This window comes from Geodermatophilus obscurus (assembly GCF_900115395.1).
Classification (GTDB): Bacteria; Actinomycetota; Actinomycetes; order Mycobacteriales; family Geodermatophilaceae; genus Geodermatophilus; species Geodermatophilus obscurus_B.
Window position 1 is genome coordinate 186829 of sequence record NZ_FOWE01000002.1, and the last position, 24266, is coordinate 211094.

A 24266-nucleotide genomic window follows, 5' to 3' on the forward strand; every position below is an offset into this window, starting at 1 on the left:
CAGGTCACGGCCGGTCCTGCCCGAGCTCGGAGGCGGCGTCGGCGACGATCTCGCTGATCCGCAGGCCGAAGTCCTCGTCGACGACGACGACCTCGCCGCGGGCGATGAGCGTGCCGTTGACCAGCAGGTCGGCCGGGGCGCTCGCGGCGCGGTCGAGCTCGACCACCTCGCCCGGGTGCAGCGAGAGCAGCTCGCCGACGGTCATGCGGGTGCGGCCGATCTCGACGGTGACCTCCATGGCCACGTGCCGCAGCAGGTCGAGGCTGTTGCGCCGCGCGCGGGGCGCCGTCGGCAGGGTGACCTGGAGCGCCAGCGTCGCCTGGTGGTCGCCGCCGGTGACGAGCGGCACGGCGACGAACATGCCCTTGTCGCGGAGCCCGTCGAGGGCGGTGACCGGGTCCTCGGTGCGCTCGGAGTCCACGCGCACCCGGCCGAGGGTGGCCGCGGCCGCCTCCAGCGCCGGGCGCAGCGCCGTCGCGACGTCCATCGGGCCGACGGGGGAGTTGTCCAGGGCCTCGACCACCTCGGCCGACAGCACCAGGACGACGTCGCCGGTGACCTCGCCGGAGAGCCGGGCGCTCACGGCCGCGGCGGCCGACGGCGGCACCGGGACGGCGTCGGGGTCGGTCACCGCCGGGCCGGGCTCGAGCTCGGTGCCGGCCGGGACGAGGACGGCCGCGGCGCGCGCGGCGGCCACCACGACGCTGGTGATGGCCTCCGACGCCTGCGCGTGGGCCTGGGACGGGTCGAGCGTGGCGGTCATGCGGTGTCCTTCTCGGCGGACGGGGCGGGGACGATGGAGGCGGCCAGCCGGCGGCGGTGGTTGCTGGCGATGGCGTGGGCGAATACGGCGTCGTTGGTGGTGACCTCCAGCGGCGCGTCCCGCGGGTGGCGCAGCAGGAGGACGTCGCCGACGGTGAGCGACAGCAGGTCCTCCGAGGAGACCTCGAGCGGGCTGAACCGCACGCTCACGTCGACCGGGACCAGCTCGATCCGCTCGGCCAGCAGCTCGGCGGCGCGCTGCCGCTTGCGCTGCGCGGACTCCGACAGCTGCGGGGAGGCGGCGTTGTCCAGGGCCTGGTGGAAGGAGGAGAACGGCAGCACGAGCGACGCCGTCCCCTCGCGGGAGCCGATCGACAGCGTGTAGCGGGCCACCATCACGGTGTCCGAGCCCGCGGCCGCCTGGGCCAGCGCCGGGTTGTACTCGATGCCGTCCATGACCGGCTGCAGCGTGCTGACGTGCTGGAAGGCGGCCGCGAACTCCCGCAGCAGCCGGCCGAGCAGCGAGTGGGTGATGGTGGTCTCCATCGCCGTCATCGGCCGGGTGGGCTGCTGCGCGGCGCCGGAGCCGCCGAGCATGTGGTCGACGGTCGCCATCGCGATGTCCAGCGGGTAGGCCAGCAGGCCCTTGCCGGCCAGCGGCTCGATGGTGAACGTCGTCAGGAAGTACGGGTCGGGCAGCGTCGCGACGAAGTCGTCGTAGGAGTGCTGCTCGATGCCCAGCAGCTCCATGCGCGCGCCGGTGCGCAGCATGGTCGTGAGCACCGTCGTCGCCTGGCGGGCGAAGGACTCCTGGGCGATCTGCAGCACCCGGACGTGCTCGCGGGAGAGCTTGGTGGGGCGGCGGAAGTCGTAGGTGCGGGGTGCACCGCGCCGGCTGCGGCCGCCCACGGCCGGCGACTGCGCCTCGTGCCCGGCGGGCACGGTCGCGTTCTCGGGGCGGGTCACGCCTCCCTCATCGGCGGGGCCGGAACGCGAACTGACCGGCGGCGCGGGGCGCCGCCGGTCAGCAGGGGAGGGTGGGGCGCGTGGTGCGCCCGGGGGCCACTGGGGCGTGGCGGGTGGGTCAGGACGTCACTGGGTGACGTACTCGGTGAGGTAGACGTGCATGACCATCGGGACGCCGTCCTCGGTGTAGGCCTCGACGATCTGGTGCTCCAGCGACTCCTTGAGCGCCTCGCGGGCGCCGGTGACGTCGGCCGGCTGGGCCTGGGAGTAGGTGGCGATGACGATGTCGAGGGCCTTGGAGCCGTCGACGCCACCGCTGCCGTGCCCGCCCGCGGCGGCGGCCGCGGTGTACTCGAGCGTGATCCCGATCTTGAGGTAACCGCCGCCGGCGAGGTTGACCGCGATGGGCTCCAGGGCGGTGTACCCGCCGTGCTCGGGCTCCTCGGCCGCGGCCTCGCCGCTGCCGGCGAAGAGGAAGAAGTAGACACCCGCGCCGGCGGCGACCAGCAGGAGCACCAGCATGACGAGGAGCTTCTTCCTGCCGCCGCCCCCGCCCTCCTCGCCGTCGGTCGCGTCGTCCTTGCCCTTGGCGGCCTTGTCCCTGGTCCTGGTGCTCACTCGTGGGTGCCTTCCTGTGCGGCCGGCGCGGCCGGGGCGGCCGGCGCGGGTGCGGTCTGGGCGGGGGCCTGCTGTGCGGGGGCATCGAGGCCGGGCAGCAGCTCCCGGGCCTCGGCGGAGGCGTCGGACAGCACGACGATGTCGACGCGGCGGTTGAGGGAGAGCGCGCCGGGGTCGGTCGCGGGCACCATCGGCCGCGTGTCGGAGAGCCCGGTGCCCTGCAGCCGGGTCTGGGGGACGCCCTCGGCGGCGAGGAAGCGGACGACGGTGGTGGCGCGGTAGGCCGACAGCTCCCAGTTCGACGGCCACGGCCCGCCCGGGGTGACCGGGAGGGAGTTGGCGTGCCCCTCGACGTCGATCTGGTTGGGCAGGCCGGTCAGCGCCGGGGCGACGGCGCGGAGGATCTCGCGGCCCGTGGGCTGCAGCGCGGCCTCCTCGGGGCCGAACAGCACCGGGTCGGACACGATGTGCACGACCAGGCCGCGCTCGTCGATCTCGTACTTGGCCGCGCCGGCGTGACCGGCGGCGGCGAGGGCGGCGTCGATGGCGTCGCGCGCGGCGCGCAGCTGGTCGTACTCGGCCCGCGCCTCGGCGGCGACCCGCTGGGCCTCCTGGCGGGCGGCCTCGGCCGCGGCGGCGTCGATCGACTCCTGCGCGGCCGGGGCCGGCGGGATCTGCACGTCGACGGCGGCGTCCAGGGAGTCGAGCACCGAGGCCTCGGGGTTGCTCGCCGACCCCTGCATCGCGGTGACGGGGGCGCCGAAGGCCTCCGACAGCCCGCTCGCCAGGGCGGCGAACTTCTCCTTGTCCACCTGGCTCATCGCGAAGAGGACCACGAAGAGCACCAGCAGCAGCGTCATCATGTCCGCGTAGGACACCAGCCACCGCTCGTGGTTCTCGTGCTCCTCCTCCTCGTGCTTCTTGGCCCGGCGCTTGCCGCCGTGGCCGCCGCCGCTCACGCGGCCTCCTTGGCGACCTCACTGGGCGGGATCAGGGAGTTGAGCTTGAGCCGGACGGCGCGGGGGCTGGTGCCGGCCTGGATCTCGGCGATGCCCTCGACGAGGAGCTCCATCTGCGCGGCCTGCAGCTCGCTGACCCGCAGGATCTTGGCGCCCATGGGCAGGAACCAGAAGTTGGCGGCCATGACGCCCCACAGCGTGGCGACGAACGCCGCGGCGATCATCGGGCCCAGCGCCTCGGGGTTGCTGAGGTTCCCCATGACGTTCATCAGGCCGACGATGCAGCCGACGATGCCGATGGTCGGGGCGTAGCCGCCCATCGTCGTCATGAACTTGGCGGCGGTCTTGTCCTCCGCCTTCTTGGCCGAGATCTCGCTCTCGAGGACGGAGCGCAGCTCCTCGGGGTCGGTGCCGTCGATGCCCATCTGCAGTCCGCGCTTGAGGAACGGGTCCTCGATCGCCTTGACCTGGGCCTCGAGCGCGAGCAGGCCCTCCTTGCGTGCCTTCTCGGCGAGGCTGACCAGGGTCTGGATCTGCTCGCTGGCCGGCGGGACCTTGGCCGGCGTCAGGGCCTGCTTGAACCAGCCGGGCATCTTCTTGAGGTCGTCCATCGTCTGCCCGGACATCGCCGCACCGAAGGTCGCGACGATGACCAGGATGATCGCCGGCAGGAACAGCAGCGACGTCGGGTCGGCGCCCTCCATGATCATGAAGACCAGCAGGGCGACCATCGAGACGACGAACCCGATGAGGGTGGCGGGGTCCATGGGTCAGCGCTCCTCACGGGCCGGGAAGGGCACGACCGAGGCGCGCGGGGCGCCGTCGGCCGGGTGGGCGGGGGCCGAGCCGGGGGAGGCCGCGCGGTAGGTGCCGCGGTCCATGGCGTAGGCGGTGGCGAGGATGCTCGCCCGGTACTCGCGGATCTCGTCGAGCACCTCGTCGACGCCCTCCCGGACGATGTACCTGGTGCCGTCGACGAGGAAGACGACCGTGTCGGGGTGGCCCTCGACCCGCTCGATGAGGTCGGGGTTGAGCGCGAAGTGCTCCCCGTTCAGGCGCGTCACACGGATCACGGGTGGGTCCTCTTGGCTCGTCGGGGGAGGGGCGGCCGCGGCGCTGCGGACTGCCGGCTGCAGGGACCATCGGTCCCGCGCGGGGGCTGCTTGAGCCGAACACCGTCCGCCGGGTCACCCGCGCGGGTGACCTGCGCACCGCGTCCCCGTGCGCCCCAGGGGCACCGGGACGGCCCGCGACGACGGGCGGCCCGGCACCCGCGCGGGTGCCGGGCCGCCCGGAGGGGTCTGCGGCTAGCGCTTGAGGTTGACCAGGTCCTGCAGGATCTCGTCGGAGCTGGTGATCACGCGGCTGTTGGCCTGGAAGCCGCGCTGGGCGACGATCAGGCCGGTGAACTCCTCGGCCAGGTCGACGTTGGACATCTCCAGCGCGCCGGCGGTCAGGGAGCCGCGGCCGCCGGTGCCGGCCTCGCCCACGACCGGCTGGCCGGAGTTGTCGCCCACCCGGTAGCTCGTGTTGCCGGCCTTGGACAGGCCGCTGGGGTTGGCGAAGGTGGCCAGCGCCAGCTTGCCGATCGGCTCCCGGAGGCTGTTGGAGTAGACGCCCATGATCGTGCCGTCGCCGCTCAGCGAGATCGACTGCAGCGTGCCCATGGCGTTGCCGTCGACACCGCTGGGCGTCAGGGAGGTCTTGCCGCCGTACTGCGTCATCCCGCCGAGCTCGATGTCGACCGGCGCGCCGCCGACGTTCACGGTGAAGGCCGTGGCGCCGGTGGGCCGGCCGTCGGCGCCGAAGGCGAGCGCCGTCGTCCCGCGGGGGGCGCCGTTCTCGGTGGCGGCGACCGACCAGCCGGTGGCGGTCCGGGAGAAGGTCAGCGCGATCGGGTGCGCCGTCCCGACCGCGTCGTAGGTGGTGATCTGGGTCTGCACCGCCTCGCCGACGCCGGCCGTCGTCGACAGGTTGCCGGCGACGGCGCCCTCCGTGGTCGCGGTCGGGCGCATGACCTGGCCGAAGGGGATGCTCAGCGGGCCGACCGCGGCGTTGGTGTTGACCACGCCGTCGTCGGCCATCCAGCCCTGCAGCTGCGCGCCGTCGGGGGTGACCAGGTTGCCGGCGCCGTCGTAGTCGAAGGACCCGGCGCGGGTGTAGAGGTTCTCGTTGCCGGCCCGGGTGACGAAGAAGCCGTCGCCGCTGATCATGAAGTCGGTCGAGCGGCCGGTGTTCTGGGTCGAACCCTGACCGAAGTTGGTCGTGATGCCGGCGACCTTGACGCCGAGGCCGACCTGGGCCGGGTTGGTGCCACCGGTGTCGGCGGTCGGCGCGGAGCCGTTGCGGATGACCTGGGACAGGGTGTCCTCGAAGACGGTCTGGGAGCTCTTGAAGCCGACCGTGTTGACGTTGGCGATGTTGTTGCCGGTGACGTCGAGCTTGGTCTGGTGGGCGCGCAGGCCGGAGATGGCCGAGAACATCGAACGGAGCACGGGGGGAGGTCCTCTCGGGAGGGGGAGCGCGGGGCGGGGTCAGGAGGAGGCGGGCACGGAGATCTCGGTCAGGCGCCCGAGGGGCACCTCCTGGCCGTCGACGACGGCCTGGGGCTCGTCACCGCCGAAGCGGACCGAGGACACCGTCCCCGTCCGGGTCGAGCCGTCCTCCGCGGTCCAGCTGACCGCGTGGCCGACCAGGGCCCCGGCCGACAGCGAGCGCTGCAGCGACAGGAGCGCGGCGTTCTGGGTGGCGATCTCCTCGAGCTTCTCGACCTGGGTGAACGTCGCCGTCTGCGACATGAACTCGGTCGTGCTCGTGGGGTTGCTGGGGTCCTGGTACTTCATCTGCGCGACCAGCAGCTGCAGGAAGGTGTCCTTGCCCATCTGGTCGGCGCGGTCCACCGAACTGGTGGCGGTGGAGGTCGCGGCGGCCGGGGCGGAGGTGCCCACGCCGCCCACGGGGTTGGTCATCGTCGGCTCCTCTCAGGCCCGGACGTCGAGACGGCTCGACGCGGGGTGGGTCGGGGCGGCAGCCGGGCGGCTCCCGTCGGGGTCGGTGCGCGGCCACGGGCGGCCGCGGTCGTCGGCCGGGCCGCGTCCCTGACCGTGGCCGCGGCCGCGGTCGTCGGCCTGCTGCCAGGCGGTCCGGTCCTGCGACTGGCCCGAGCCGGCCTGCTCGCGGTCGACCTGCAGCCGCGAGCAGCTCAGGCCGGAGGACTCGAGGTCGCGGCGCAGGTCGGGCAGCGCGTCGAGCAGCGCCGCCCGGCCGGCCTCGGAGGCGCCGCGCAGGCCGAGGTCGATCGTGCCGTTCTGCACGGTCACCCGGATCTCGACCGGTCCGAGGGTCTCCGGCGTGAGCACCAGGGTCATGGTGTGCGCGCCGTTCGGCCCGGCGGCCAGCGTGGCGACGACGGGGGCGACCTGGCCGGCGACCGGCGGGGGAGGCGCGTCGGCGCGGGCCACCGGGACCGGGGCGGCGACGGGGGACGGCGCTGCCGGTGCGGCCACGGCGCCCGCACCGGTCGGGGCCGGCGCGGTGGACGGCGACTCGACCGGCCGCGGCCGCGGGTCGCCGGTGCCGGGGCCGGCGTCCTCGCCGGACGCCGCCGCCGGGACGGCGGGCACGGCCGGGGCGGCCGCGGACGGGAGGGGGCCGGCAGCGGCGTCGGGAGCCGGCGCGAGGTCCGCCGCGACGACGACGAGGCCCTCCGGCAGGACGGCGGGCACCGTGGGCACCGCGGCGGGCGCGGTGCCCGGCACGGCAGCCGGCGCGGCGGCGGGCGGGGCGGACGGCGCGGCGGTCGCGGCCGGGACGCCGACCGGATCCGTGGGCAGCGGGCCGCCGGGCAGCGCGGCACCCGTGGGCGCCGCGGCGACGACGGGCCCGGCCGGCAGTCCGCCGGTGGTGTCCGCGGCCGGGGGCGCGGCGGGCACCACGGCGCCGGGGACGGTGACGGGCGCGGCCGCGGTGCCCGGGGCCGCGACGGGCGTGCCGAGGGCCAGCGCCATCGCCCAGCCGGCGGGCAGCGGGGTGACCGGGGTGGTGGCCGCGTGGTCGGTGGCCGCGTGGTCGGTGGCTGCCTGGCCGGTGGCCGCGGCCTCCTCGGCGGGGACGGGCTCGCCGGGAGCCGGTCCGCCGGCTGCCGGGTCGGCGGGGTCGCGCTCGGGGCGACCCCGGCCGGCGGGACCGCGGGCCACCGGGCCCCGCTCGTCGGCACCGCGGTCGACCGGACCCCGGGCCACCGGGGCCCGGGCCGCGGAGGCACGGTCGGCGACCGCGCTGCCCAGGGCGGCGGCGAACCCGGCGGCCGACGCGGGGCCGGCGGCGCGGGACGGGCCCGACGGCGGCGCGGCCGGGGGGACGGAGGGGAGGACGGGGGCTGTCACGAGTAGGCCTCCACGGCGCTGGTGACCTTGCGGACGTAGGACTGGGTCTCGGCGTACGGCGGGATCCCGCCGTGGCGGGCGACCGTGCCGGGGCCGGCGTTGTACGCGGCCAGCGCCAGGTCGGTGGAGCCGAAGCGGTCGGTGAGCTGGCGCAGGTAGCGGGCCGCGCCGTCGACGGCCGACGCCGGGTCGGCGGGGTCGACGCCGAGGCCGGCCGCCGTCGCGGGCATGAACTGCATGAGGCCGGTGGCGCCGGCCGGCGAGACGGCCGAGGAGTCGAAGCCCGACTCCACCTTCGCCACCGCGGCCAGCAGCGCCGGGTCGACGCCGTGGCGGGCGCCGGCGGCGGTGAACAGGTCGGCGTAGGGGACGCCGGCGAGCCCGGAGCCGGGGACGGCCGCCGCCGCCGCCGCGGCGGCCGACGACGGGAGCACCCGGCGGATGAGGGCCGGGTCGCCGACGTCCTGCACCTTGACGACCTCGCCCGCCTGCGGCGCGGCGATCATCTTCCCGTCGCCGACGTAGATACCGACGTGGTCGATGCCCGGACGCGAGGGGGAGTGGTCGAAGAAGACGAGGTCGCCGGGGCGGGCCTCCGCCAGGCTCGCGACGGCGGTGCCCGCGGTCGCCTGCTGGGAGCTGGTGCGGGGCAGGTCGATGCCGAGGTCGCCGTAGACGCGCTGCACCAGGCCGGAGCAGTCCAGGCCGACCGCGGGGTCGGTGCCGCCCCAGGCGTAGGGGACGCCGAGGTAGCGCTGCGCGGCGGCCACCACGCGGCCCTCCATCCCGCTGGCGGCGGTCGCCGCCGTGCCGGTCGCCGTCGTCGCGGAGGTCCCGGTGAGCCCGGCGGCGGAGGCCGCGGAGGCCCACTGCGAGGACACCGCGGTCGACGTCGACGTCGAGGACGCCGAGGCCAGGGTGAAGATCCGGTTCTGGATCTCGGCGATGCGGCCGTGCACCGCGGTCAGGCCCTCCACGGCTCCTCCTCTCCCTGCTCGTCGGCCGCGCGCACCGAGTGCCGGCGCGTCACCAGGTCGTCGACCGCGCGCTCCTCGGCGGCCAGCTCGGCGGTCCGCAGCGCCAGGAGGTGCCGCTCGCGCAGCTTCTCCAGCGCCCGGGTCTCCTGGGCGGCGGCGGTCCACCGCTGCCGCAGCAGGTCCGCCTGCTCGGCCGAGGCCTGCGCCAGCGACCGTGCAGCCGCTACATCGGCAGCCGCGGCGGCCGATGCGACCATCGCGGCGAGGAAGACGTGCCCCGGTGCGGACGCCGGGGGCACGCGGGTGTGGAGCGCGGCCGCCTGCTCCTCGGCGCGGCGGGCGGCGTCGTGCGCGGCGGCGTCGGCCGCGGAGGCCGCCCGCTGGGCGGCCTCCTCGGCGGCGGCGCGCACCCGCAGGACGGGCTCGAGGCGGAAGGCGGCGTGCTTGCCCACGTCAGCCCGCGGTCACGAGCCGGTGCAGCATCGACCAGGCGTCGTCGGGCGAGGTGGTGTCCTCCAGCGCCTGGCGCAGGAAGGCGTCGATGGCGGGGGAGAGCATCCGGGCGCGGTCGACCAGCGGGTCGCTGCCGGCCTGGTAGGCGCCGATCTCCACGAGCTCCTTGACGTCGCGCAGCGCGCCCATGAGCCGCCGGGCCTCGCGGGCGTCGGCCATGCGTGCCGGGGAGGTGACCGCGCCGGCCACGCGGGAGATCGACTCGAGCACGTCGATCGCCGGGAAGTGGCCGGCGGTGGCCAGCCTCCGGGTGAGCACGACGTGCCCGTCGAGGATGGAGCGGGCGGTGTCGGCGATCGGCTCGTTGTGGTCGTCGCCCTCGACGAGCACGGTGTAGAGGCCGGTGATCGAGCCGGTGGCGCCCGGCCCGGCCTTCTCCAGCAGCCGGGGCATCATCGCGAACACGCTCGGCGGGTAGCCGCGGGTGGCCGGCGGCTCGCCGGCCGACAGTCCGACCTCGCGCTGGGCCATCGCCGTGCGGGTGATCGAGTCCATGAGCAGCAGCACGTCGCGGCCCTGGTCGCGGAAGCCCTCGGCGATCCGGGTGGCCACGAACGCGGCCTTGAGCCGCACCAGCGGCGGCTCGTCGGAGGTGGCGACGACGACGACCGTGCGGGCCATGCCCTCCGCGCCGAGGTTCTCCTCGAGGAACTCCTTCACCTCGCGGCCGCGCTCGCCGATCAGCCCGATGACCCGGACGTCGGCCTCGGTACCGCGGGTGATCTGCGCGAGCAGCGTGGACTTCCCGACGCCGGAGCCGGCGAAGATGCCCAGCCGCTGGCCCTTGCCGACCGGCACCAGGGTGTCCAGGGCACGCACCCCCACCGGCAGCGGCTCCTCCACCCGGCGGCGCGACAGCGCGTGCGGGGTCTCGCTGGCCAGGTCGACCCAGTCGACCCCGCCGCCCAGCGGGCCCAGGCCGTCGACCGGCCGGCCCAGGCCGTCGAGCACCCGGCCCAGCAGCGCCTCGCCGACCGGCACCTGCAGCGGCATGCCGGTGGCGCGCACCGGTGCCCCGGCGTGGACGCCGGAGATCTCACCCAGCGGCATGCAGGTCAGCCGGTCGCGGGACACGGCGACGACCTCGGCGAGCAGCCCGGCGCCCACCTCGACGAGGTCACCGACGGCGGCGACGACGCCCTCGACGGTGAGGGTGAGGCCCATCGCCCCGACGACGGAGCCGGTCGGCTGCGGGCGGGCGGCCAGGCGGGCGCGGGCCAGGGTGGCGGCGACGCTCACGCCGACAGCACCGCCCGCACCCGCGCCAGCGCCGTCGACAGCTGCGCGTCGACCCGGCGCGGGCCGCACTCGGCGACCGCGCCGGCCCGCTCGACGGCGTCGTCGGCGACGACGGTGACGCTCGGCGGCAGCGCGGCGAGGGCGTGCGGCGGCACCTCGGCGAGGTCGTCGGGATGCAGCCGGACGACGGCAGGCGCGTCGGCGGGGACGAGGGTCAGCGCGCGGCGCAGCGCGTCGACGCCGGCGGTGCCCGACGCCGACAGCTCCCGGCCGAGCAGCTCCTCGACCAGGCCGGCGACGCCGTCGACGATCGTGTCGCGGACGTCCTCGGCCGTGGGCACCGCGGCGGCCTCCAGCGCGGCGACGGCGGCGGCGAGCGCCGCGGTCGCCGAGGCCATGCGGCGCTCCCAGCGGGCCTGGACGTCGGCCAGCCGGGCGGCCGCGGCGGCCTCGGCCTCGGCGACGACCTCCGCCGCCGACGCGACGCCCTCGGCGTGCCCGGCGCTGTAGCCCTCCGCGCGGGCGAACTCGCGCAGCCGGGCCAGCTCCTCGGCGTAGACGTCGCCCAGCCGCAGCACGCCGCGGCCGTTGGGCACCGGCACGTCGGCGGCGCGTCGGGGCGCCGTCCGTCGCTCGACGACGACCTCCGGCGCGGTGGCGACGACGGGGGACGGGCCGGCCGGCGCGGGCGCGGGGGCGCGCCGCGGCGCCGGCGGCACCGTCGTCCCGGGGACCGAGCGGTACGGCGCCGCGGCGACGGCCGACGCGCCGCGCAGCAGCACCGACGGCCGCACGCCCCGGTCGGCCCCGTCCAGGGTCCCGCCCCGCGCCTCAGGCGACGAACTCATCGTCCCCGCCGCGCGAGATGGTCACGACACCCTGCTCCTCGAGCGTGCGGATGACCGCGACGATCTTGCCCTGGGCCTCCTCGACCGTGCGGGCGCGGACCGGGCCGAGCAGCTCGATCTCCTCCGCGAGGTTCTCGGCGGCGCGCTCGGAGAGGTTCCGCACGACCTTGTCCCGCACGTCGGGGCGCACGCCCTTGAGCGCGGTGGCCAGGTCGTTGGCCTCGACCTCGCGCAGCACCAGCTGCATCGAGCGGTCGTCGATCGTGGTGATGTCCTCGAACACGAACATCTGCGCGCGGACCTGCTCGGCCAGCTCCGGGTCGGAGGAGTCCAGCCACTCGAGGATGGAGCGCTCGGTGGGCCGCGGGGAGCGGTTGATGATCTCGACGAGGGTCTCGACGCCGCCGACGGTGGACATGTCCTGGTGGGCCAGCAGCGAGCCCATGCGCCGGCCCAGCTCCTCCTCGACCAGGCGGACCATCTCCGGGGAGGTGCGGTCCATCGTGGCGATCCGGTGCGCCACCTCGGCCTGCTGCTCGGGGCCGAAGCCCGACAGCACCTCGGCCGACTGGGCGGCCGACAGGTGGGCGAGCACCAGCGCGATGACCTGCGGGTGCTCGTCCTTGAGGAAGGTGACCAGCTGCCGGACGTCGGCGTTGCGCAGCGAGGCGAAGGGCACCTCGGTGTAGACGACGTTGAGCCGGGCCAGGATGCCCTCGGCCTTGTCCTCGCCCAAGCCCGCGGCCAGGATCTCCCGCGCGAAGTCGACGCCGCCGCGGCCGACGAACCGCTGCGCGCTCATCAGCTGGTGGAACTCCGACAGGACGCCGTCGACGTCCTCGGGCTCCACCGAGCCGAGCTTCATGATCTCGCGGGTGATCGCCTCGACCTCGCGCGGGCGCAGCTTCGACAGCAGCAGCCCGGCCTCCTCCTTGCTCATCTGGGCCAGGAAGACGGCGGCCTTGCGCAGGCCCGGCAGCTCCGGGCGCGGCGGGGCCGGCGGCAGCGCGGGGAGGTTGGTCCCGCCCGCGCCCACCAGCTGCTCGACCGATGCCAGCGTCATTTCACGTCACTCAGCCATCCGCGCAGCATCTGCGCCACCTCGTCGGGACGTTCGCTGACCATCGACGCGATCTCCCCTCGCACCCGCTGGCGCTCGGCGGCCTCCAGCTCCAGGGCCCGGTTGTCCAGCACCGCGGTGTCGTCGCGGGAGCTGGACACCCGCAGCCGCTCGAGCTCGGCCAGGAGGCCGTCGTCGACGTCGTACTCCTCCTCGTCGTCGTCCTCCTCGTCGTCGCGGCGGCGCGAGCGCAGCCAGACGACGAGCACGAGGAGGGCGATGCCGAGGGCGATGCCGCCGGTCCTGATCAGCGACCACATCTGGGCCTGCTGCTCGGCCTCGCGGGCGGCGGCCATCTCGGCGGCGGCCTGGTCGGCCGCGCTGGTGTCGAAGGCCAGCGACGCGACGCTGATGTCGTCGCCGCGGGCCTCGTCGAGGCCCACCGCGTTGCTGACCAGGTCCTGCACCTGCGCCTGGTTGAGCCCGCCGGCCACGGTGTCGTCCATGACGACGGCGACGGTGAGCCGGTTGACCTCGCCCGGGGCGGACACGGTGTTGGTGACGGTCTGGTCGACGGCGTTGTTCTCCGTCGACGACTCGGTCGAGTAGTCGGCGGCGCCGCCGGCGCCGCCGTCCGCGGCGTCGGCGGTGTTCTCCGGGCCCAGGACGCCGCCGACGGCGGCCCCGTCGCCGGTGTACTGCTCGGTCGAGGACTGCCGGCTGATCGGCGGGGTGCCCTCGGTGTAGCCGTAGGTGGTCGCGGTGCTGTCTCGCTGGCTCATGTCGAGGTCGGCGCGGACGGACACGCGCGCGTTGCCCGGGCCGAGGACGGTGTCGAGGATCGACTGGGCGTTGGCGGCCAGCCGGGTCTCGTAGTCGGTCTCCATCTGCGAGCGGGCGTCACCGGACGCCGCCGACGACGTCTGGCCGGCGGCCGAGAGCAGCTGGCCGGCCGAGTCGCTGACGGTGACCTGCTCGGGCGCCATCCCCTCGATGCTGGAGGACACGAGGTTGGTGATCGACTGGATCTGCTCGCCGGAGAGGTCGGTCCCCGGCGTCAGGTCGAGCAGCACCGACGCGGTGGGCTCGGCCTCGTCGGAGGCGAAGACCTCGTCCTCGGGCAGCGCCACGTGCACGACCGCCTGCGAGACGCCGTCGAGGGCCTCGAGGGTGTTGGCCAGCTCGCCCTCGATGGCGCGCTGGTACTGCACCTGCTGCTGGAACTCGCTGGTGGTGATGCCCTGCTCGTCGAGCAGCGCGTACCCGGTGTCGGCGCCGGCGGGCAGGCCCTTGCCGGACATCTGCAGCCGCAGGTCGTAGACGGCGTCGTTGGCGACCAGGATCGTCCCGCCGCCGTCGGCCAGCTCGTAGGCGACGCCGCCGGCGTTGAGCTCGTCGACGATCGCCGAGGCGTCGGTGGAGGCCAGGTTGGAGAACAGCGGCGCCATGGTCGGCGTCGTGATCCAGCGGTAGAAGAAGAAGCCGCCCATCGCCAGCGCGGCGACCAGCAGGCCGATGACGACCTTCTGGCCCAGGCTGATCGTGGCGAGGGTGCCGCGCACCTTCGCCAGCGGCCCCGCCAGTGCGGCAGGCATCAGACCGGCATCCTCATGATCTCGGTGAAGGCCTCGACGGCCTTGTTCTTCAGGGTCACGACCATCTCGGTCGCCACGGAGGACTCCTGCGCGGCGATCATGTAGTCGTGCACGTCACGCAGGTCGCCGGTGGCGGCCTGCACGGCCATGGCGTCCCGGGTCTTCTGCAGGCTCCCGAGCTGCTCGAGCGCACCGGTCAGCACCGAGGCGAAGCCCTCGCCGGAGGCCGCGGGCACCGCCGGGACGACCGCGCCGACCTCGGCGGCGCCGCCGAGGGCGCCGACCAGGGGGATGCCGGGCAGCGAGACGCCGCCGATGGGGGAGGTCACGGTCAGCCCTTCCCGAACTGGAGAGCGGCCTGGTAGGCGTTGGTCGCCCGCTCCATGGCCGCGATGTTCGCCTGGTAGCCGCGCTGGGCCATGATCAGCTGGGTCATCTGCTCGCCGAGGTCGATGTCCGGGTAGCGGACGTTGCCGTCGGCGTCGGCCAGCGGGTGGTCGGGCTGGTACACGACCCGGCCCTCACCGCTGCCGAACGCGGCGCCGGCGACGCGCACGCCGCCCTCGCCGGAGCCGTAGTCCACGGCCTGGGCGACGACCATGCGCTCCTTGAACGCCTCGCCGTCGGTCGGGCTGGCGGTGTTGATGTTGGCGATGTTGTCCGAGACGGCGTCCATCCACCGGCGGTGGACGGAGAGCGCGGATCCGGAGATGTCGAGGCCGTCGAACACGTCATGCCGTCCTGAGGGCCGAGCGGACACCGTTGTACTTGCCCTCGAGCGCGGTGAGGGCGAGCTGGTAGCGCAGGCCGGTCTCGGTGGCGATGACCGTCTCGCTGTCGAGGTTCACGTTGTTGCCGTCCTCCCGGGTGGGCTCCAGCGAGCGGGCGATGGACCCGCCGGACACGGTCGGCGTCCGTCCCTGGCGCAGCTCGGCGCGCAGCGAGGACTCGAAGTCGGTCCGGCCGGCGAGGAAGCCCGGGGTCTGGACGTTGGCGATGTTGTCCGCCGTCACACGCTGGCGCTGCGCGAGGCCGCTCAGCGCCGCGTGCAGCGTGGTCATCGTGACGTCGCTGATCATCGGGCGGACCGCCGGTGGGCAGGACGGCAGGACACGAGGTGCCTCCGGGTACGTCGGGGACCCCCGCGCGCGAGGCGCAGGGGAGTGGCCGCCGATCCGTGGCGAGTGCGGTGCTGTCCGTGCAGGGCCGACATCGGCAGTGCCCGGGCAGACCTTGACCACCGTCCGTGGTGCGCGTGACGGGTGGGACCGGGGGAGTGGATGAGCCGGACGGGCGCGGGTGGGGTCCGTGGCGGCACGTGAGGCGCCGTCCGCGCGCGGACGGTGACACCCACCCCACGACGACGACGGCCGGGCCCGCGGTGAGGCGGGCCCGGCCGGGGTCGGTGTTCGTGAGGTGTTGCTAGAGGGCGCGGTCGACGTAGGCGGCCACCGGGCGAGGCCGGTAGGCCATGCGGGCGGCGACGTCGCGCTGGCGCTGGGACTGCGTGATGCGCTCGACGAGCTCCTCGGCGACGGCGAGCTGGTGCTGCAGGAGCCGGGCGGCCCGCTCGCGCAGGTCCGGGGGGAGCGGGCCGAGCATGTTCGGCGGCGTCCAGTCCTCCATGCGCCGGCCCCAGGCGGCGATCTCCTCCGCGCGGTTGCCGCGGATGGAGCGCTCGGCGTCGAGGACCTCGACCTCCATCTCCTCGAGGACGCCCGCCCACTCGGCGCGGCGGTCCTCGTCCGAGGCGTGCGCGGCGGTCATGCGGTGCCCGCCAGGCTCGCCGCGGCCTGGCGCCACGCGTCGCGGAGGGGCTCGACGACCTGACGGCAGGCGGCGACGCGGTTGAGGTCGCCCTTGACGTTGGCCTGCAGCATCTCCGTGATCAGCCAGCCGTACAGCGCGGCGAGGCGCGGGCCGCCGTCCCAGAGGTCGACCTGCAGGCTGCTGCGGAGCTCGAAGACGATCTCCTGGGCGTGCAGGAGCTGCGCGCCGGCCTCCTGCCGGTCACCGGAGACCAGGGCGGTCTCGGCACGCTCGAGGTCGAGCGCCAGCCGGTCGTACAGCATGACCAGCAGCTGCTGGGGCGACGCGGTGGCGACGGTGTCGCCCATGTACCGGGCGCGCAGGGCAGCACTCATGGGACAGGACTCCTCGGGAACGCGACGTCGGACGCCGACGGCAGTGAGCAGGTGGACAGGTCCGACGTCAGTCGGACGAGGACTTCGACCAGCTGGGCAGCGCCGAGAGCTGGGAGGACAACCATGACGACTGGTTCTGGAGGGCGCCCAGTGCGGACTCCATGGCGGTGAACTGCCGGGTGAGCGACTGCTTGCGCAGGTCCAGGCGGAGGTCCCAGTCGTCGATGCGCTTCTCGAGCTCCGTGGCCTGGTCGTCCTTGCTCTTCGCCAGCCTCGTCAGCGTGCCGGTGGTCGCGTCGGTGGCGCGCTTGGCCACCTCCAGCACCCGCTGCGCGACGCCCGGCACGCCACCCGTGCCGGACGTGCCGTTGAGCAGCGCCTGCGCCAGCGCCGGATCGGACTCCAGTGCCTTGGTGAAGGTCTCGGGGGTGAACTTGATCGCGCCCTCACGCGTCAGCTCGACGCCGGCGGTGGCGGGGGACCGGTTCCCGACGGCGTACGAGACGGCGCTCAGGATGTCGCTGGCCACCTGCCGCAGTGCGCTGTCCCCGCGCAGGGCGGCGGTGCTGCCCGTGCCGTTGTAGCTGTACCCGTTGACGGTGGTCAGCGCACTGTTGACGGCGGTGACCAGCGCCTGCACCGCGGCCGTCACGGCGGACGGGTCGCTGGCCGCCGTGACGGTGGCGGTCGCGCCCTTCTCGGCGACGGTGAACGTCACCCCGGGCAGCAGGTCGCTGAAGGTGTTGGTCGAGGAGGTCACCGGGAAGCTGCCCTCGCTCCCGGCGCCCACGGTCAGCTGCGCGTCGGCGCCCTGGGTGAGGAGCTTGAAGTCGAGGCCGCCGCTGACGGAGAAGACGCCGTCGGCCCCGGAGGCGGACGCGGTCAGCTGGATCCGGTGGCCGGCCCCGGTGTCGAGGACCGTCGCGGTCACGCCGGCGCCGGCCCTGTTGATCTGCGCTGCCGCGTCCTGGACCGATGCGCCCGCGGCGATGGTGACCGGCTTCGCGGTGCCGTCGGCCCGCGTGACGGTCAGGGTGGTCTCGGTGGCCGGCGGCGCCCAGTCCACGGCGCTGACGCGCGCGTGCCGGGCTGCGAGCCGGTCGACGGTGAAGGTGACGGAGCCGGGTGCGGCGCCGGTGGCGGCACTCGCGGTGACCGTCGAGGACGAGCTGGAGGCCTTGACCGGCGTCCAGGTGGTGGCCTTGGTGAGTGCCTCGGCTGCCGTCTGCATCGCCGACACCGCGGTGTTGACGGCGCGGTAGGCCGACGCGTCGACCCTCGTCTCGGAGAGCCGCGTCTCCAGGAGCTTCTGAGGCTGGGCCTCGATCTGCATCAACTGGCTGACCAGCGTCGTGTAGTCCAGGCCGGAGGCCAGTCCGATGCCGGTGCTCATGCCAGCCATGCGGGTCCCCTCTCGAGGTCCGGGGTCGGTGAACGTGCGAGCAGCGATGAGGGGGGAGGCCCAGGGCCTCCCCCCTCACCGAGTGGTGCTCAGGTGGTGCGGATGGCTCAGCCCAGCAGCTTGAGGATGCCCTGCGAGGACTGGTTGGCCTGGGCCAGCATGGAGGTGCCGGCCTGGGTCAGGATCTGGGTCCGGGTGAAGTTGGTCATCTCCTGAGCCATGTCGGTGTCGCGGATCCGCGACTCCGAGGCCGTGGTGTTCTCGATCGCCACGTTCAGGTTGTTGATCGTGTGCTCGAACCGGTTCTGGTAGGCACCGAGCTGGGCCCGGGCCTCCGAGACCTGCGCCAGCTGGTCGTTGATGGACTCGATGGCGTCCTGAGCGTCGGCGGCGCTGTCGAAGCTGATGCCACCGGTCACGGCCGCACCCGTCGTGTTGATGCCAGCGGCACCGGTGCCGGCGGCCACGGTCACCGCGGTGGCGGCGCTGTCCTTCGCGGTCACGACGAGCTTGTTCTCCGAGTTGACCGACGCTCGGAATGCAGCCGAGAAGCTGCTGTCCCCGTTCAGCTTCTTGGCGACCGAGTCGACCGTGGTGTGGTCGCCGGCGGTGCCCAGGTCGACCGCGGCGCTGGCGCCCTGGCCGTCCGAGAAGGTGTAGGTCCCAGCCGCCGTGCTCGGCGTGATGACCGCGAACGAGGTCTTGCTGCCGCCACCGACACCGAGGGCGTCGGCCACGGCGGAGACGTCGGCCGAGGACAGGTCCACGGCGATCTGGCTGGCAGTGTCGCCGTTGGCGCCGACCTGGAAGTTCAGGGTGGTCGTCGACCCGTCCAGCAGCTTGGTGCCGTTGAAGTTGGTCGAGTCTGCGATCCGGGCCAGCTCCTTCTGCAGACCCTCGACCTCGGTGCCGATCGCGTCGCGGGCGGCCTGGTTGTTGGAGTCGTTGGCCGCCTGGACCGCCAGGTCGCGCATGCGCTGCAGGATCGAGGTGGTGGTGCCCAGGGCACCTTCCGCGACCTGCACGACGCTGATGCCGTCCTGGGTGTTGCGGACGGCCTGCTTCATGCCGCCGATCTGCGAGCGGAGACCCTCGGAGATGGCCAGGCCCGCCGCGTCGTCGGCGGCGCGGTTGATGCGGAAACCGGAGGACAGCCGCTCGAGCGACTTGCCCATCTGGTCGTTCGTGACCGACAGGTTGCGGTACGAGTTGAGCGCGCCGATGTTGGTGTTGACGCTCATGCCCATGGTGTTCCTCCGTGGAATCGGGGCTGACTGGTTACCGCTGCATCCGTGCTGCGGGTCGTGCAGGTGGTGTTTCGGCCGGCACCGGCCGGCGCTTGAGGCGAACTACGGCTTTTTTCCGCCCGGTCTCACTCAGGCGGGTCGCGAGGCCCCGTAGGCCGCCTGCCAGCCGGCCCGGACGGGCGCCGACCGGGGCGCGGGGATGGTCGGCACGGCGCGGCCGGCGACCCGGTCGACGTACTGGCGCTGCTGGTTGCGTGCCCGGACGCCGCCGTCGGCCGGGACGGCGCGACCGTCCCAGACCTCGCTCATGGCCGCGTGCAGCAGGGTCAGCGCACGGGCGCGCATCTGCGAGACGCGGGAGAGGGTGACGCCGAGGTCGGCCGCGATGTCGGTGAGGGACTCCCCGCCGAAGAAATTGCGCTCGACGACCTCGTCGAGCCGGTCGGGCAGCGCGCGGATGGCGTCCTGCAGGTACCGGGCCCGCTCACCGCGCAGCACGGCGCGCTCCGGGGACTCACCCGGGTCGGGCAGGTCGAGGGAGCCGCCGCCCTCGCCGCCGCTCTCGGCGTCGATGCTGACCATGACGGCGCGGTGCACGTCGACCTGGAGCGCCTCGAGGTCCTCGCGGCGGACGCCGAGGCTCTCCGCGAGCTCCTCGCGCGTCGGCGGGCGGCCCAGGCGGATGGTGAGGGCGTCGGCGGCGGCGTCGCTGCGCCGGGCCGCGGCGCGGACCGACCGGCTGGCCCAGTCGCCCGAGCGCAGCTCGTCGAGGACGGCGCCCTGCAGGCGCGGCAGGGCATAGGTGGCGAAGGTGGCGCCGGCCGAGGGGTCGAACCGGCGGGCCACCTCGACCAGCGCGACCTTGGCGCAGGACAGCAGGTCCTCGCGGCTCACGTGACCGGGGAGGGAGATGCGTGAGGCCACCGCGTTGACCGCGAAGGAACACAGAGGGAGGTGGTCGGTGACGAGCGTCTCGACCTCCGACTCCGGGCGCAGGGCCTCGGACCGCACGGCACGGGGCCGCGCCGGGACGGTCGGCAGCGGGGGAGCGGAGCGCGGGGCGACCGGGGCGGTCACCGGAAGGCGGGCAGCGGGCACGGCCCCTTCCTCGGCAGGGACCGGGGGGTGGGGGACGCACAACTCCTGCCAATCCTGCGATCTCGGCTTGAGGGGCCGTTGCCCGGTGCCGACGGTCTGACCGCATGGCGCGGACGGCGGTGACCTCCGCCGGGACACGAGGGAGGCGGTCGCGGACGTGGACTACCAGCACCTGTCGACGCTGCTGTGGCGCGAGCAGGAGCTGCTCGACCTGCTGCTGTTCAAGGCAGAGGAGAAGCAGTACCTGATCCTCTCGGGCAAGACGCGCTGGCTGGCGCGCATCGCCCACGAGATCGAGGTCGTGCTCGACCAGCTGCGCACCCTCGAGGTCGAGCGCGCCGCGGCCACCGAGGCGATCGCCGTCCGGCTGGGCACCGGGGTCAACCCGTCGCTGCGCCAGCTCGCCGAGGCCTCGCCCGCCCCGTGGAACGACCTGCTGGCCCGGCACCACGAGGCGCTGCTGGTCCTGGTGACCGACCTCCGCAGCCTCTCCGACGCCAATCGCGGGCTGATCGAGGGTGGCCTGGCCGCCATCGGGGACGCGCTGCTGTCGGTGCGGCACCCCTCGGCCGGCACCTACGGCGCCACCGGCCGCTCGGACACCGCCGCCCACCGGGCGGTCACCCTGGACGGTGCCCTGTGAGCACGTTCTCCGGTCTGAACACCGCGTCGACGGCACTGTGGGCCGCGCAGCGCGGCCTCGACGTCACCGGCCAGAACATCGCCAACGTCAACACCGCCGGCTACTCGCGGCAGCGGGTCGACCAGCGCGCCATGGGCGGCGCCGCCGTCCCGGCGATCCACTCGGTCGCCGGGACCGCCGAGGGTGGTGTCGACGTCGAGGCCGTGCGCCGGGTGCGGGACGCCTTCCTGGAGGCGAGGGCGCAGCTGGAGACCGGGACCACGGCCCGGCTGACCGCGGAGAGCCAGGCGCTGTCGCGGGTGGAGGAGGCCTTCCGGGAGCCGACCGACAGCGGCCTCCAGAGCCTGCTCTCGGACGTGTGGTCCGGCTTCAGCGACCTGGCCAACAACCCGCTCAAGCTGGCCCCGCGCAGCCAGGTCCTGGAGCGCCTGGACACCCTGGCGGCCGGCATCCGCACCACCCGGGCATCGCTCGACCAGCAGTGGGACCAGACCCGTGACGGACTCTCGGCGCTGGCGGCGGACGTCAACGCGTCAGCCACCTCGATCGCCGAGCTGAACCAGGCGATCCGGCAGGCGAGCCTGTCCGGACTGCCCACCAACGAGCTCTCCGACCGCCGTGACGTCCTCGTGATGGAGCTGTCGCTGACCGTGGGGGCGACCGGGGTGGCGCGCGACGACGGCGTCGTCGACGTGGTCATCGGCGGGACGAGCCTGGTCTCCGGCAACACCGCCATCGGCGTGCGGCTGGCCGGCGCCTCGGGACCCGACGACGTCGCCGGCGACCCACCCCGCCTCGTCACCCAGCCGGGCGGCACCTCGCTCCGTGTCGGTGGCACCGCCGCGAGCCACGTGGCGACGCTGACGACGATCGTGCCGGGCTACCGCGCCCAGCTCGACACCCTGGCCCGCGACCTGGTCTCGTCGCTCAACGCCGCCCACGGGGCCGGTTTCGACGCGAAGGGCGTCAGGGGCGGCCCGCTGTTCGACGACGGCAGCGGCACCCTGCCGGTCGTCCTCGGCGCGGTCACCGCCGCGAACATCAGCCTCCGGGCGCTGACGCCGGAGCAGGTGGCGGCGTCGGCCACCGACCCCGCCACGATCGCCGGCGCGGTCTCCGCGGACGGCAAGAACGCCGATGCCATGTTCAAGCTCAGCCTGGACCCGGCGGGTCTGGACGCGACCTACCGCAAGCTCGTCGTCGCCCTGGGCGTCGAGACCTCGGTCGCCACACGCAACCTCGAGGTGCAGTCGGCGGTCTCCACGCAGGTAGAGGCCGCGCGCGAGTCCGTCTCCGGGGTGAACCTCGACGAGGAGATGACCAACATGCTGTCCTACCAGCACGCCTACAGTGCGGCCGCCCGCCTGGTGAGCGCCATCGACGAGGCGCTGGACACGCTCATCAGCCGCACCGGGCTCGTGGGGCGGTGACCTGAGTGCGCATCACGCAGCGCGCCGTCGCCCAGACGGCGCTCCAGGGCCTCAACCGCAACCTCGGCGAGCTGGGCCGGACCCAGGAACGCCTCACCTCCGGCAAGCAGATCAGCCGCCCGTCGGACTCCCCGACCGGCGTCAACCGCGCCATGCAGGTGCGGCAGGACAAGTCGGCCGCCCTCCAGCAGGAACGCAACATCTCCGACGCGAAGGGCTGGCTGGAGGCCACCGACACGGCGCTGACGACGATGCTCGCGCAGGTGCGGCGCGTGCGGGACCTCACCGTCCAGGCCTCGAACGAGGGCGCGATGTCCGGCACGAGCCGAGCCGCCGTCGCCACCGAGGTGGCCGCCCTGCGGGACGCCCTCCTCGGGCTGGCGAACCAGACCCTCGACGGCCGCCCGCTGTTCGGTGGCGTGACCGAGGGATCCCGGGCCTACGACGAGAACGGGGCCTACGTCGGGGTCGGCGGCACGGCGGGGATCCCGGCCATCGCGGTCGAGCGCCGGCTGTCGAACACCGAGGTGGTCCGCATCGACGTCGCGGGTCCCGAGGCCTTCGGCGACCCCGCAGACGGGGACGACCTCTTCGCGCTCGTGGGCAGGATCGCCACGGACGTGACGGCGGACCCGGCCGCGCTGTCCGGGCACCTCAACGCCCTGGACGCCGGCATGGAGCGGCTGCTCACCGCGGCCGCCTCCGTGGGCGCTCGCGCGGTGCGCGTCGACACGGCGAGCCAGGTCAACGCCGACCTCCAGCTGACGCTCACCAAGCAGCTGACGGCTGTCGAGGACATCGACCTGCCCAAGACGATCATGCAGCTGAACATGCAGCAGACCGGCTACCAGGCGGCGCTCTCGGCGACGGCGAAGGTCATCCAGCCCACGCTCGTGGACTTCCTCCGGTGACGCTCGCCCCCGTCGTCACCCTGCCGCTGCTCGGCATGGTGACCCCGCTGCCCGGCTTCCCCGACTCCCGTGACTACGTGCTCGTCACGGCCGACGGGGACGGCCTGCTGTTCTGGCTGCAGTCGATGGACGCCGACGGTCCGCGCTTCCTGGCCATCCCCCCGGCCCGGTGGTTCCCGGACTACGCCCCGTCCCTGCCGCGCCAGGTGCTCACCGACCTCGACCTCGACGACGCCGCCGGCGCCCTGCTCTTCTGCCTGGTCACCGTGCCGGCCGAGGGCGTCGCGGGTGCGACGGCGAACCTGCGGGCACCGGTCGTGCTCAACCCGGCGAACTGGCGGGCCACCCAGGTGGTCCTGCCCGACAGCCGTCATCCGATCCGGCGTCCCCTGCGCCGATAGAGGAAGCGGAGCGCACGATCGCTCCACCACCCGCTCCCGAGCGGGTGTGCCACGGAGGCTGACAGACACCCATGGAGGGGTACCCGTGCTCACACTGACCCGCAGCGTCGGCGAGACGATCCGCATCGGCGACGACATCGAGGTCCACGTCGTCGAGGTCCGCGGCGGCACCGTCCGCCTGGGCTTCACCGCCCCCCGCGAGGTGACCATCCACCGCGAGGAGGTCTACCGGCAGATCGCCGAGGCCAACCTGCTCGCCGCCCAGGTCACCGCCGACACGCTGGGGGCGCTGGCCGCCTTCGCCCCGTCGTCCGGGAGCGCCCCCGCGCCCGCCGACGGCGCGGCCCCGCGCCGCGCCGCCCGCCCCGGCCCGCCGGAGACCGGCCGACGCTGAACGACTCGCACGGACGGCGGGTCGGCGGCTCGGCAACTCCTGCCGTGGCGCCGACCCGCTGGACCGCACGGCCGCCGCGCACGGGCAAGACCTGACGAAGGTCGGCCCGCGGATTGCGCAGGGCACGGCGAGTTGTGTGCCCGTTACTGTGCGCTCATGCGACAGAGTTGCCCCCGAGCACGACACAGGGGGCGATGGAGATGCGTCAGAGCGCGTACGCAGTGGACACCGAGCGGACTCGGGTCGAGGACGGGTACGGCCTGCCGGCCGAGGAGACCGTGGTCGTGCACGTGCAGCTGCGGCCGCGTCGCGGGTCGACCCGGCGCTGCCTCGCCGAGCTGTCGGCCCTGGCCGCCGCGCACCCCGACATCGCCTTCGCCGTCACCGGCCTGGCCAAGGACGACCGCGTCGTCCGCGTGACCGTCGGCGTCGAGCTCGGGCCGCGCGAGGCCATCGCGCGCTTCTCGCCGCAGGCGCAGGCGGCCTACGCCTTCGTCAGCGACGTCTTCACGGTCCTCTACGACCACATGCCGGTCTACGCCGCCGAGCCGTCGGCCGCCGAGCGCGCCGCGGCCGAGGTCCTGCTCGGCGACGCCGACGTCGAGGCGGCCCCGGCCGTCCGCGTCCCGGCCCCGCGGGTCGTCCCGGCCCCGCGCGTCCTCGCCTGACGGCCG

Annotated in this window: 29 protein-coding genes; 6 read left to right on the forward strand and 23 right to left on the reverse strand. The window is 74.4% G+C overall.

The window, feature by feature from the left end; all coding sequences use genetic code 11:
• Nucleotides 1–4 precede the first annotated feature (4 nt).
• The 23 genes from fliN to BM165_RS04345 form a co-directional block, all read right to left on the reverse strand.
• Nucleotides 5–763 (reverse strand): flagellar motor switch protein FliN, encoded by a 759-nt coding sequence (fliN, locus tag BM165_RS04235; protein WP_075012272.1) that lies wholly within the window; start codon nt 761–763, stop codon nt 5–7.
• A complete protein-coding gene (locus BM165_RS04240) occupies nt 760–1728 on the reverse strand; it encodes a flagellar motor switch protein FliM (protein ID WP_244274027.1) in 969 nt (322 codons plus the stop codon). Before BM165_RS04240 ends, fliN begins: the two co-directional genes overlap by 4 nt.
• Before the next feature lie 126 nt (nt 1729–1854).
• Nucleotides 1855–2346 carry a flagellar basal body-associated FliL family protein gene (locus BM165_RS04245; protein ID WP_075012273.1) on the reverse strand — a complete coding sequence of 164 codons (492 nt, stop codon included), beginning with the start codon at nt 2344–2346 and terminating at the stop codon, nt 1855–1857.
• Nucleotides 2343–3305 carry an OmpA/MotB family protein gene (locus BM165_RS04250; protein ID WP_075012274.1) on the reverse strand — a complete coding sequence of 321 codons (963 nt, stop codon included), beginning with the start codon at nt 3303–3305 and terminating at the stop codon, nt 2343–2345. The genes BM165_RS04245 and BM165_RS04250 overlap by 4 nt, the downstream gene beginning before the upstream one ends.
• Nucleotides 3302–4072, reverse strand: a complete 771-nt coding sequence (locus tag BM165_RS04255; RefSeq protein ID WP_075012275.1) for a flagellar motor protein — start codon at nt 4070–4072, stop codon at nt 3302–3304. The genes BM165_RS04250 and BM165_RS04255 overlap by 4 nt, the downstream gene beginning before the upstream one ends.
• 3 nt (nt 4073–4075) lie before the next feature.
• On the reverse strand, nt 4076–4378 hold the full coding sequence (locus tag BM165_RS04260; RefSeq protein WP_075012276.1) for a flagellar FlbD family protein: 303 nt from the start codon (nt 4376–4378) through the stop codon (nt 4076–4078).
• Between the two features lie 234 nt (nt 4379–4612).
• Entirely contained in the window at nt 4613–5800 is a 1188-nt protein-coding gene (locus tag BM165_RS04265) for a flagellar hook protein FlgE (protein WP_075012277.1), read from the reverse strand.
• Nucleotides 5801–5839: 39 nt separating this feature from the next.
• Complete coding sequence (locus BM165_RS04270; protein WP_075012278.1) at nt 5840–6274, reverse strand: flagellar hook capping FlgD N-terminal domain-containing protein; 435 nt, start codon at nt 6272–6274, stop codon at nt 5840–5842.
• Between the two features lie 12 nt (nt 6275–6286).
• The gene (locus tag BM165_RS04275; RefSeq protein ID WP_075012279.1) at nt 6287–7690 is read right to left on the reverse strand and encodes a flagellar hook-length control protein FliK; all 1404 of its coding nucleotides are present in this window, start codon (nt 7688–7690) and stop codon (nt 6287–6289) included.
• Nucleotides 7687–8667, reverse strand: a complete 981-nt coding sequence (locus tag BM165_RS04280; RefSeq protein ID WP_075012280.1) for a lytic transglycosylase domain-containing protein — start codon at nt 8665–8667, stop codon at nt 7687–7689. The genes BM165_RS04275 and BM165_RS04280 overlap by 4 nt, the downstream gene beginning before the upstream one ends.
• Nucleotides 8655–9119 (reverse strand): flagellar export protein FliJ, encoded by a 465-nt coding sequence (locus tag BM165_RS04285; RefSeq protein ID WP_075012281.1) that lies wholly within the window; start codon nt 9117–9119, stop codon nt 8655–8657. Before BM165_RS04285 ends, BM165_RS04280 begins: the two co-directional genes overlap by 13 nt.
• A gap of 1 nt (nt 9120) precedes the next feature.
• Complete coding sequence (locus tag BM165_RS04290) at nt 9121–10419, reverse strand: FliI/YscN family ATPase (protein WP_075012282.1); 1299 nt, start codon at nt 10417–10419, stop codon at nt 9121–9123.
• Nucleotides 10416–11267: a FliH/SctL family protein gene (locus BM165_RS04295; protein WP_083427044.1), complete on the reverse strand. Its 852-nt coding sequence runs from the start codon at nt 11265–11267 to the stop codon at nt 10416–10418. The genes BM165_RS04290 and BM165_RS04295 overlap by 4 nt, the downstream gene beginning before the upstream one ends.
• Nucleotides 11251–12330 (reverse strand): flagellar motor switch protein FliG, encoded by a 1080-nt coding sequence (gene fliG / locus BM165_RS04300; RefSeq protein WP_083427045.1) that lies wholly within the window; start codon nt 12328–12330, stop codon nt 11251–11253. Before fliG ends, BM165_RS04295 begins: the two co-directional genes overlap by 17 nt.
• Entirely contained in the window at nt 12327–13922 is a 1596-nt protein-coding gene (gene fliF, locus BM165_RS04305) for a flagellar basal-body MS-ring/collar protein FliF (RefSeq protein ID WP_075012283.1), read from the reverse strand. Before fliF ends, fliG begins: the two co-directional genes overlap by 4 nt.
• Entirely contained in the window at nt 13922–14251 is a 330-nt protein-coding gene (fliE, locus tag BM165_RS04310) for a flagellar hook-basal body complex protein FliE (protein WP_075012284.1), read from the reverse strand. Before fliE ends, fliF begins: the two co-directional genes overlap by 1 nt.
• A gap of 2 nt (nt 14252–14253) precedes the next feature.
• Nucleotides 14254–14652, reverse strand: coding sequence for a flagellar basal body rod protein FlgC (locus BM165_RS04315; protein WP_075012285.1), 399 nt, complete (start codon nt 14650–14652; stop codon nt 14254–14256).
• A gap of 1 nt (nt 14653) precedes the next feature.
• A complete protein-coding gene (gene flgB, locus BM165_RS04320; protein ID WP_075012286.1) occupies nt 14654–15001 on the reverse strand; it encodes a flagellar basal body rod protein FlgB in 348 nt (115 codons plus the stop codon).
• A 343-nt stretch (nt 15002–15344) separates the two neighbouring features.
• Nucleotides 15345–15689, reverse strand: a complete 345-nt coding sequence (locus BM165_RS04325) for a hypothetical protein (protein WP_075012287.1) — start codon at nt 15687–15689, stop codon at nt 15345–15347.
• The gene (gene fliS, locus BM165_RS04330) at nt 15686–16066 is read right to left on the reverse strand and encodes a flagellar export chaperone FliS (protein ID WP_075012288.1); all 381 of its coding nucleotides are present in this window, start codon (nt 16064–16066) and stop codon (nt 15686–15688) included. Before fliS ends, BM165_RS04325 begins: the two co-directional genes overlap by 4 nt.
• A gap of 67 nt (nt 16067–16133) precedes the next feature.
• On the reverse strand, nt 16134–17459 hold the full coding sequence (gene fliD, locus BM165_RS04335) for a flagellar filament capping protein FliD (RefSeq protein WP_075012289.1): 1326 nt from the start codon (nt 17457–17459) through the stop codon (nt 16134–16136).
• A 116-nt stretch (nt 17460–17575) separates the two neighbouring features.
• The gene (locus tag BM165_RS25975; protein WP_177225105.1) at nt 17576–18709 is read right to left on the reverse strand and encodes a flagellin N-terminal helical domain-containing protein; all 1134 of its coding nucleotides are present in this window, start codon (nt 18707–18709) and stop codon (nt 17576–17578) included.
• A gap of 135 nt (nt 18710–18844) precedes the next feature.
• On the reverse strand, nt 18845–19813 hold the full coding sequence (locus tag BM165_RS04345; protein ID WP_083427047.1) for a sigma-70 family RNA polymerase sigma factor: 969 nt from the start codon (nt 19811–19813) through the stop codon (nt 18845–18847).
• A gap of 157 nt (nt 19814–19970) precedes the next feature.
• Between BM165_RS04345 and BM165_RS04350 the strand changes: the two genes are divergently transcribed.
• The 6 genes from BM165_RS04350 (at nt 19971) to BM165_RS04375 (ending at nt 24260) form a co-directional block, all read left to right on the forward strand.
• Nucleotides 19971–20456: a flagellar protein FlgN gene (locus BM165_RS04350; RefSeq protein ID WP_075012291.1), complete on the forward strand. Its 486-nt coding sequence runs from the start codon at nt 19971–19973 to the stop codon at nt 20454–20456.
• Nucleotides 20453–21886 carry a flagellar hook-associated protein FlgK gene (gene flgK, locus BM165_RS04355; RefSeq protein ID WP_075012292.1) on the forward strand — a complete coding sequence of 478 codons (1434 nt, stop codon included), beginning with the start codon at nt 20453–20455 and terminating at the stop codon, nt 21884–21886. Before BM165_RS04350 ends, flgK begins: the two co-directional genes overlap by 4 nt.
• A 5-nt stretch (nt 21887–21891) precedes the next feature.
• The gene (flgL, locus tag BM165_RS04360; RefSeq protein ID WP_075012293.1) at nt 21892–22797 is read left to right on the forward strand and encodes a flagellar hook-associated protein FlgL; all 906 of its coding nucleotides are present in this window, start codon (nt 21892–21894) and stop codon (nt 22795–22797) included.
• Nucleotides 22794–23198 carry a flagellar assembly protein FliW gene (gene fliW / locus BM165_RS04365; protein ID WP_075012294.1) on the forward strand — a complete coding sequence of 135 codons (405 nt, stop codon included), beginning with the start codon at nt 22794–22796 and terminating at the stop codon, nt 23196–23198. The genes flgL and fliW overlap by 4 nt, the downstream gene beginning before the upstream one ends.
• 85 nt (nt 23199–23283) lie before the next feature.
• Nucleotides 23284–23592: a carbon storage regulator CsrA gene (csrA, locus tag BM165_RS26280; RefSeq protein ID WP_075012295.1), complete on the forward strand. Its 309-nt coding sequence runs from the start codon at nt 23284–23286 to the stop codon at nt 23590–23592.
• A gap of 200 nt (nt 23593–23792) precedes the next feature.
• The gene (locus BM165_RS04375) at nt 23793–24260 is read left to right on the forward strand and encodes a hypothetical protein (protein ID WP_075012618.1); all 468 of its coding nucleotides are present in this window, start codon (nt 23793–23795) and stop codon (nt 24258–24260) included.
• Nucleotides 24261–24266: the final 6 nt, after the last annotated feature.

What these genes read in the sequence shown, in the direction of transcription:
- fliN (WP_075012272.1), bottom strand. Translation starts at nt 763, where the DNA reads ATGACCGCCACGCTCGACCCGTCCCAGGCCCACGCGCAGGCGTCGGAG.
- BM165_RS04255 (WP_075012275.1), bottom strand. Translation starts at nt 4,072, where the DNA reads ATGGACCCCGCCACCCTCATCGGGTTCGTCGTCTCGATGGTCGCCCTG.
- BM165_RS04270 (WP_075012278.1), bottom strand. Translation starts at nt 6,274, where the DNA reads ATGACCAACCCCGTGGGCGGCGTGGGCACCTCCGCCCCGGCCGCCGCG.
- BM165_RS04295 (WP_083427044.1), bottom strand. Translation starts at nt 11,267, where the DNA reads ATGAGTTCGTCGCCTGAGGCGCGGGGCGGGACCCTGGACGGGGCCGAC.
- fliG (WP_083427045.1), bottom strand. Translation starts at nt 12,330, where the DNA reads ATGACGCTGGCATCGGTCGAGCAGCTGGTGGGCGCGGGCGGGACCAAC.
- fliF (WP_075012283.1), bottom strand. Translation starts at nt 13,922, where the DNA reads ATGCCTGCCGCACTGGCGGGGCCGCTGGCGAAGGTGCGCGGCACCCTC.
- flgB (WP_075012286.1), bottom strand. Translation starts at nt 15,001, where the DNA reads ATGATCAGCGACGTCACGATGACCACGCTGCACGCGGCGCTGAGCGGC.
- BM165_RS04325 (WP_075012287.1), bottom strand. Translation starts at nt 15,689, where the DNA reads ATGACCGCCGCGCACGCCTCGGACGAGGACCGCCGCGCCGAGTGGGCG.
- fliS (WP_075012288.1), bottom strand. Translation starts at nt 16,066, where the DNA reads ATGAGTGCTGCCCTGCGCGCCCGGTACATGGGCGACACCGTCGCCACC.
- fliD (WP_075012289.1), bottom strand. Translation starts at nt 17,459, where the DNA reads ATGAGCACCGGCATCGGACTGGCCTCCGGCCTGGACTACACGACGCTG.
- BM165_RS25975 (WP_177225105.1), bottom strand. Translation starts at nt 18,709, where the DNA reads ATGAGCGTCAACACCAACATCGGCGCGCTCAACTCGTACCGCAACCTG.
- BM165_RS04375 (WP_075012618.1), top strand. Translation starts at nt 23,793, where the DNA reads ATGCGTCAGAGCGCGTACGCAGTGGACACCGAGCGGACTCGGGTCGAG.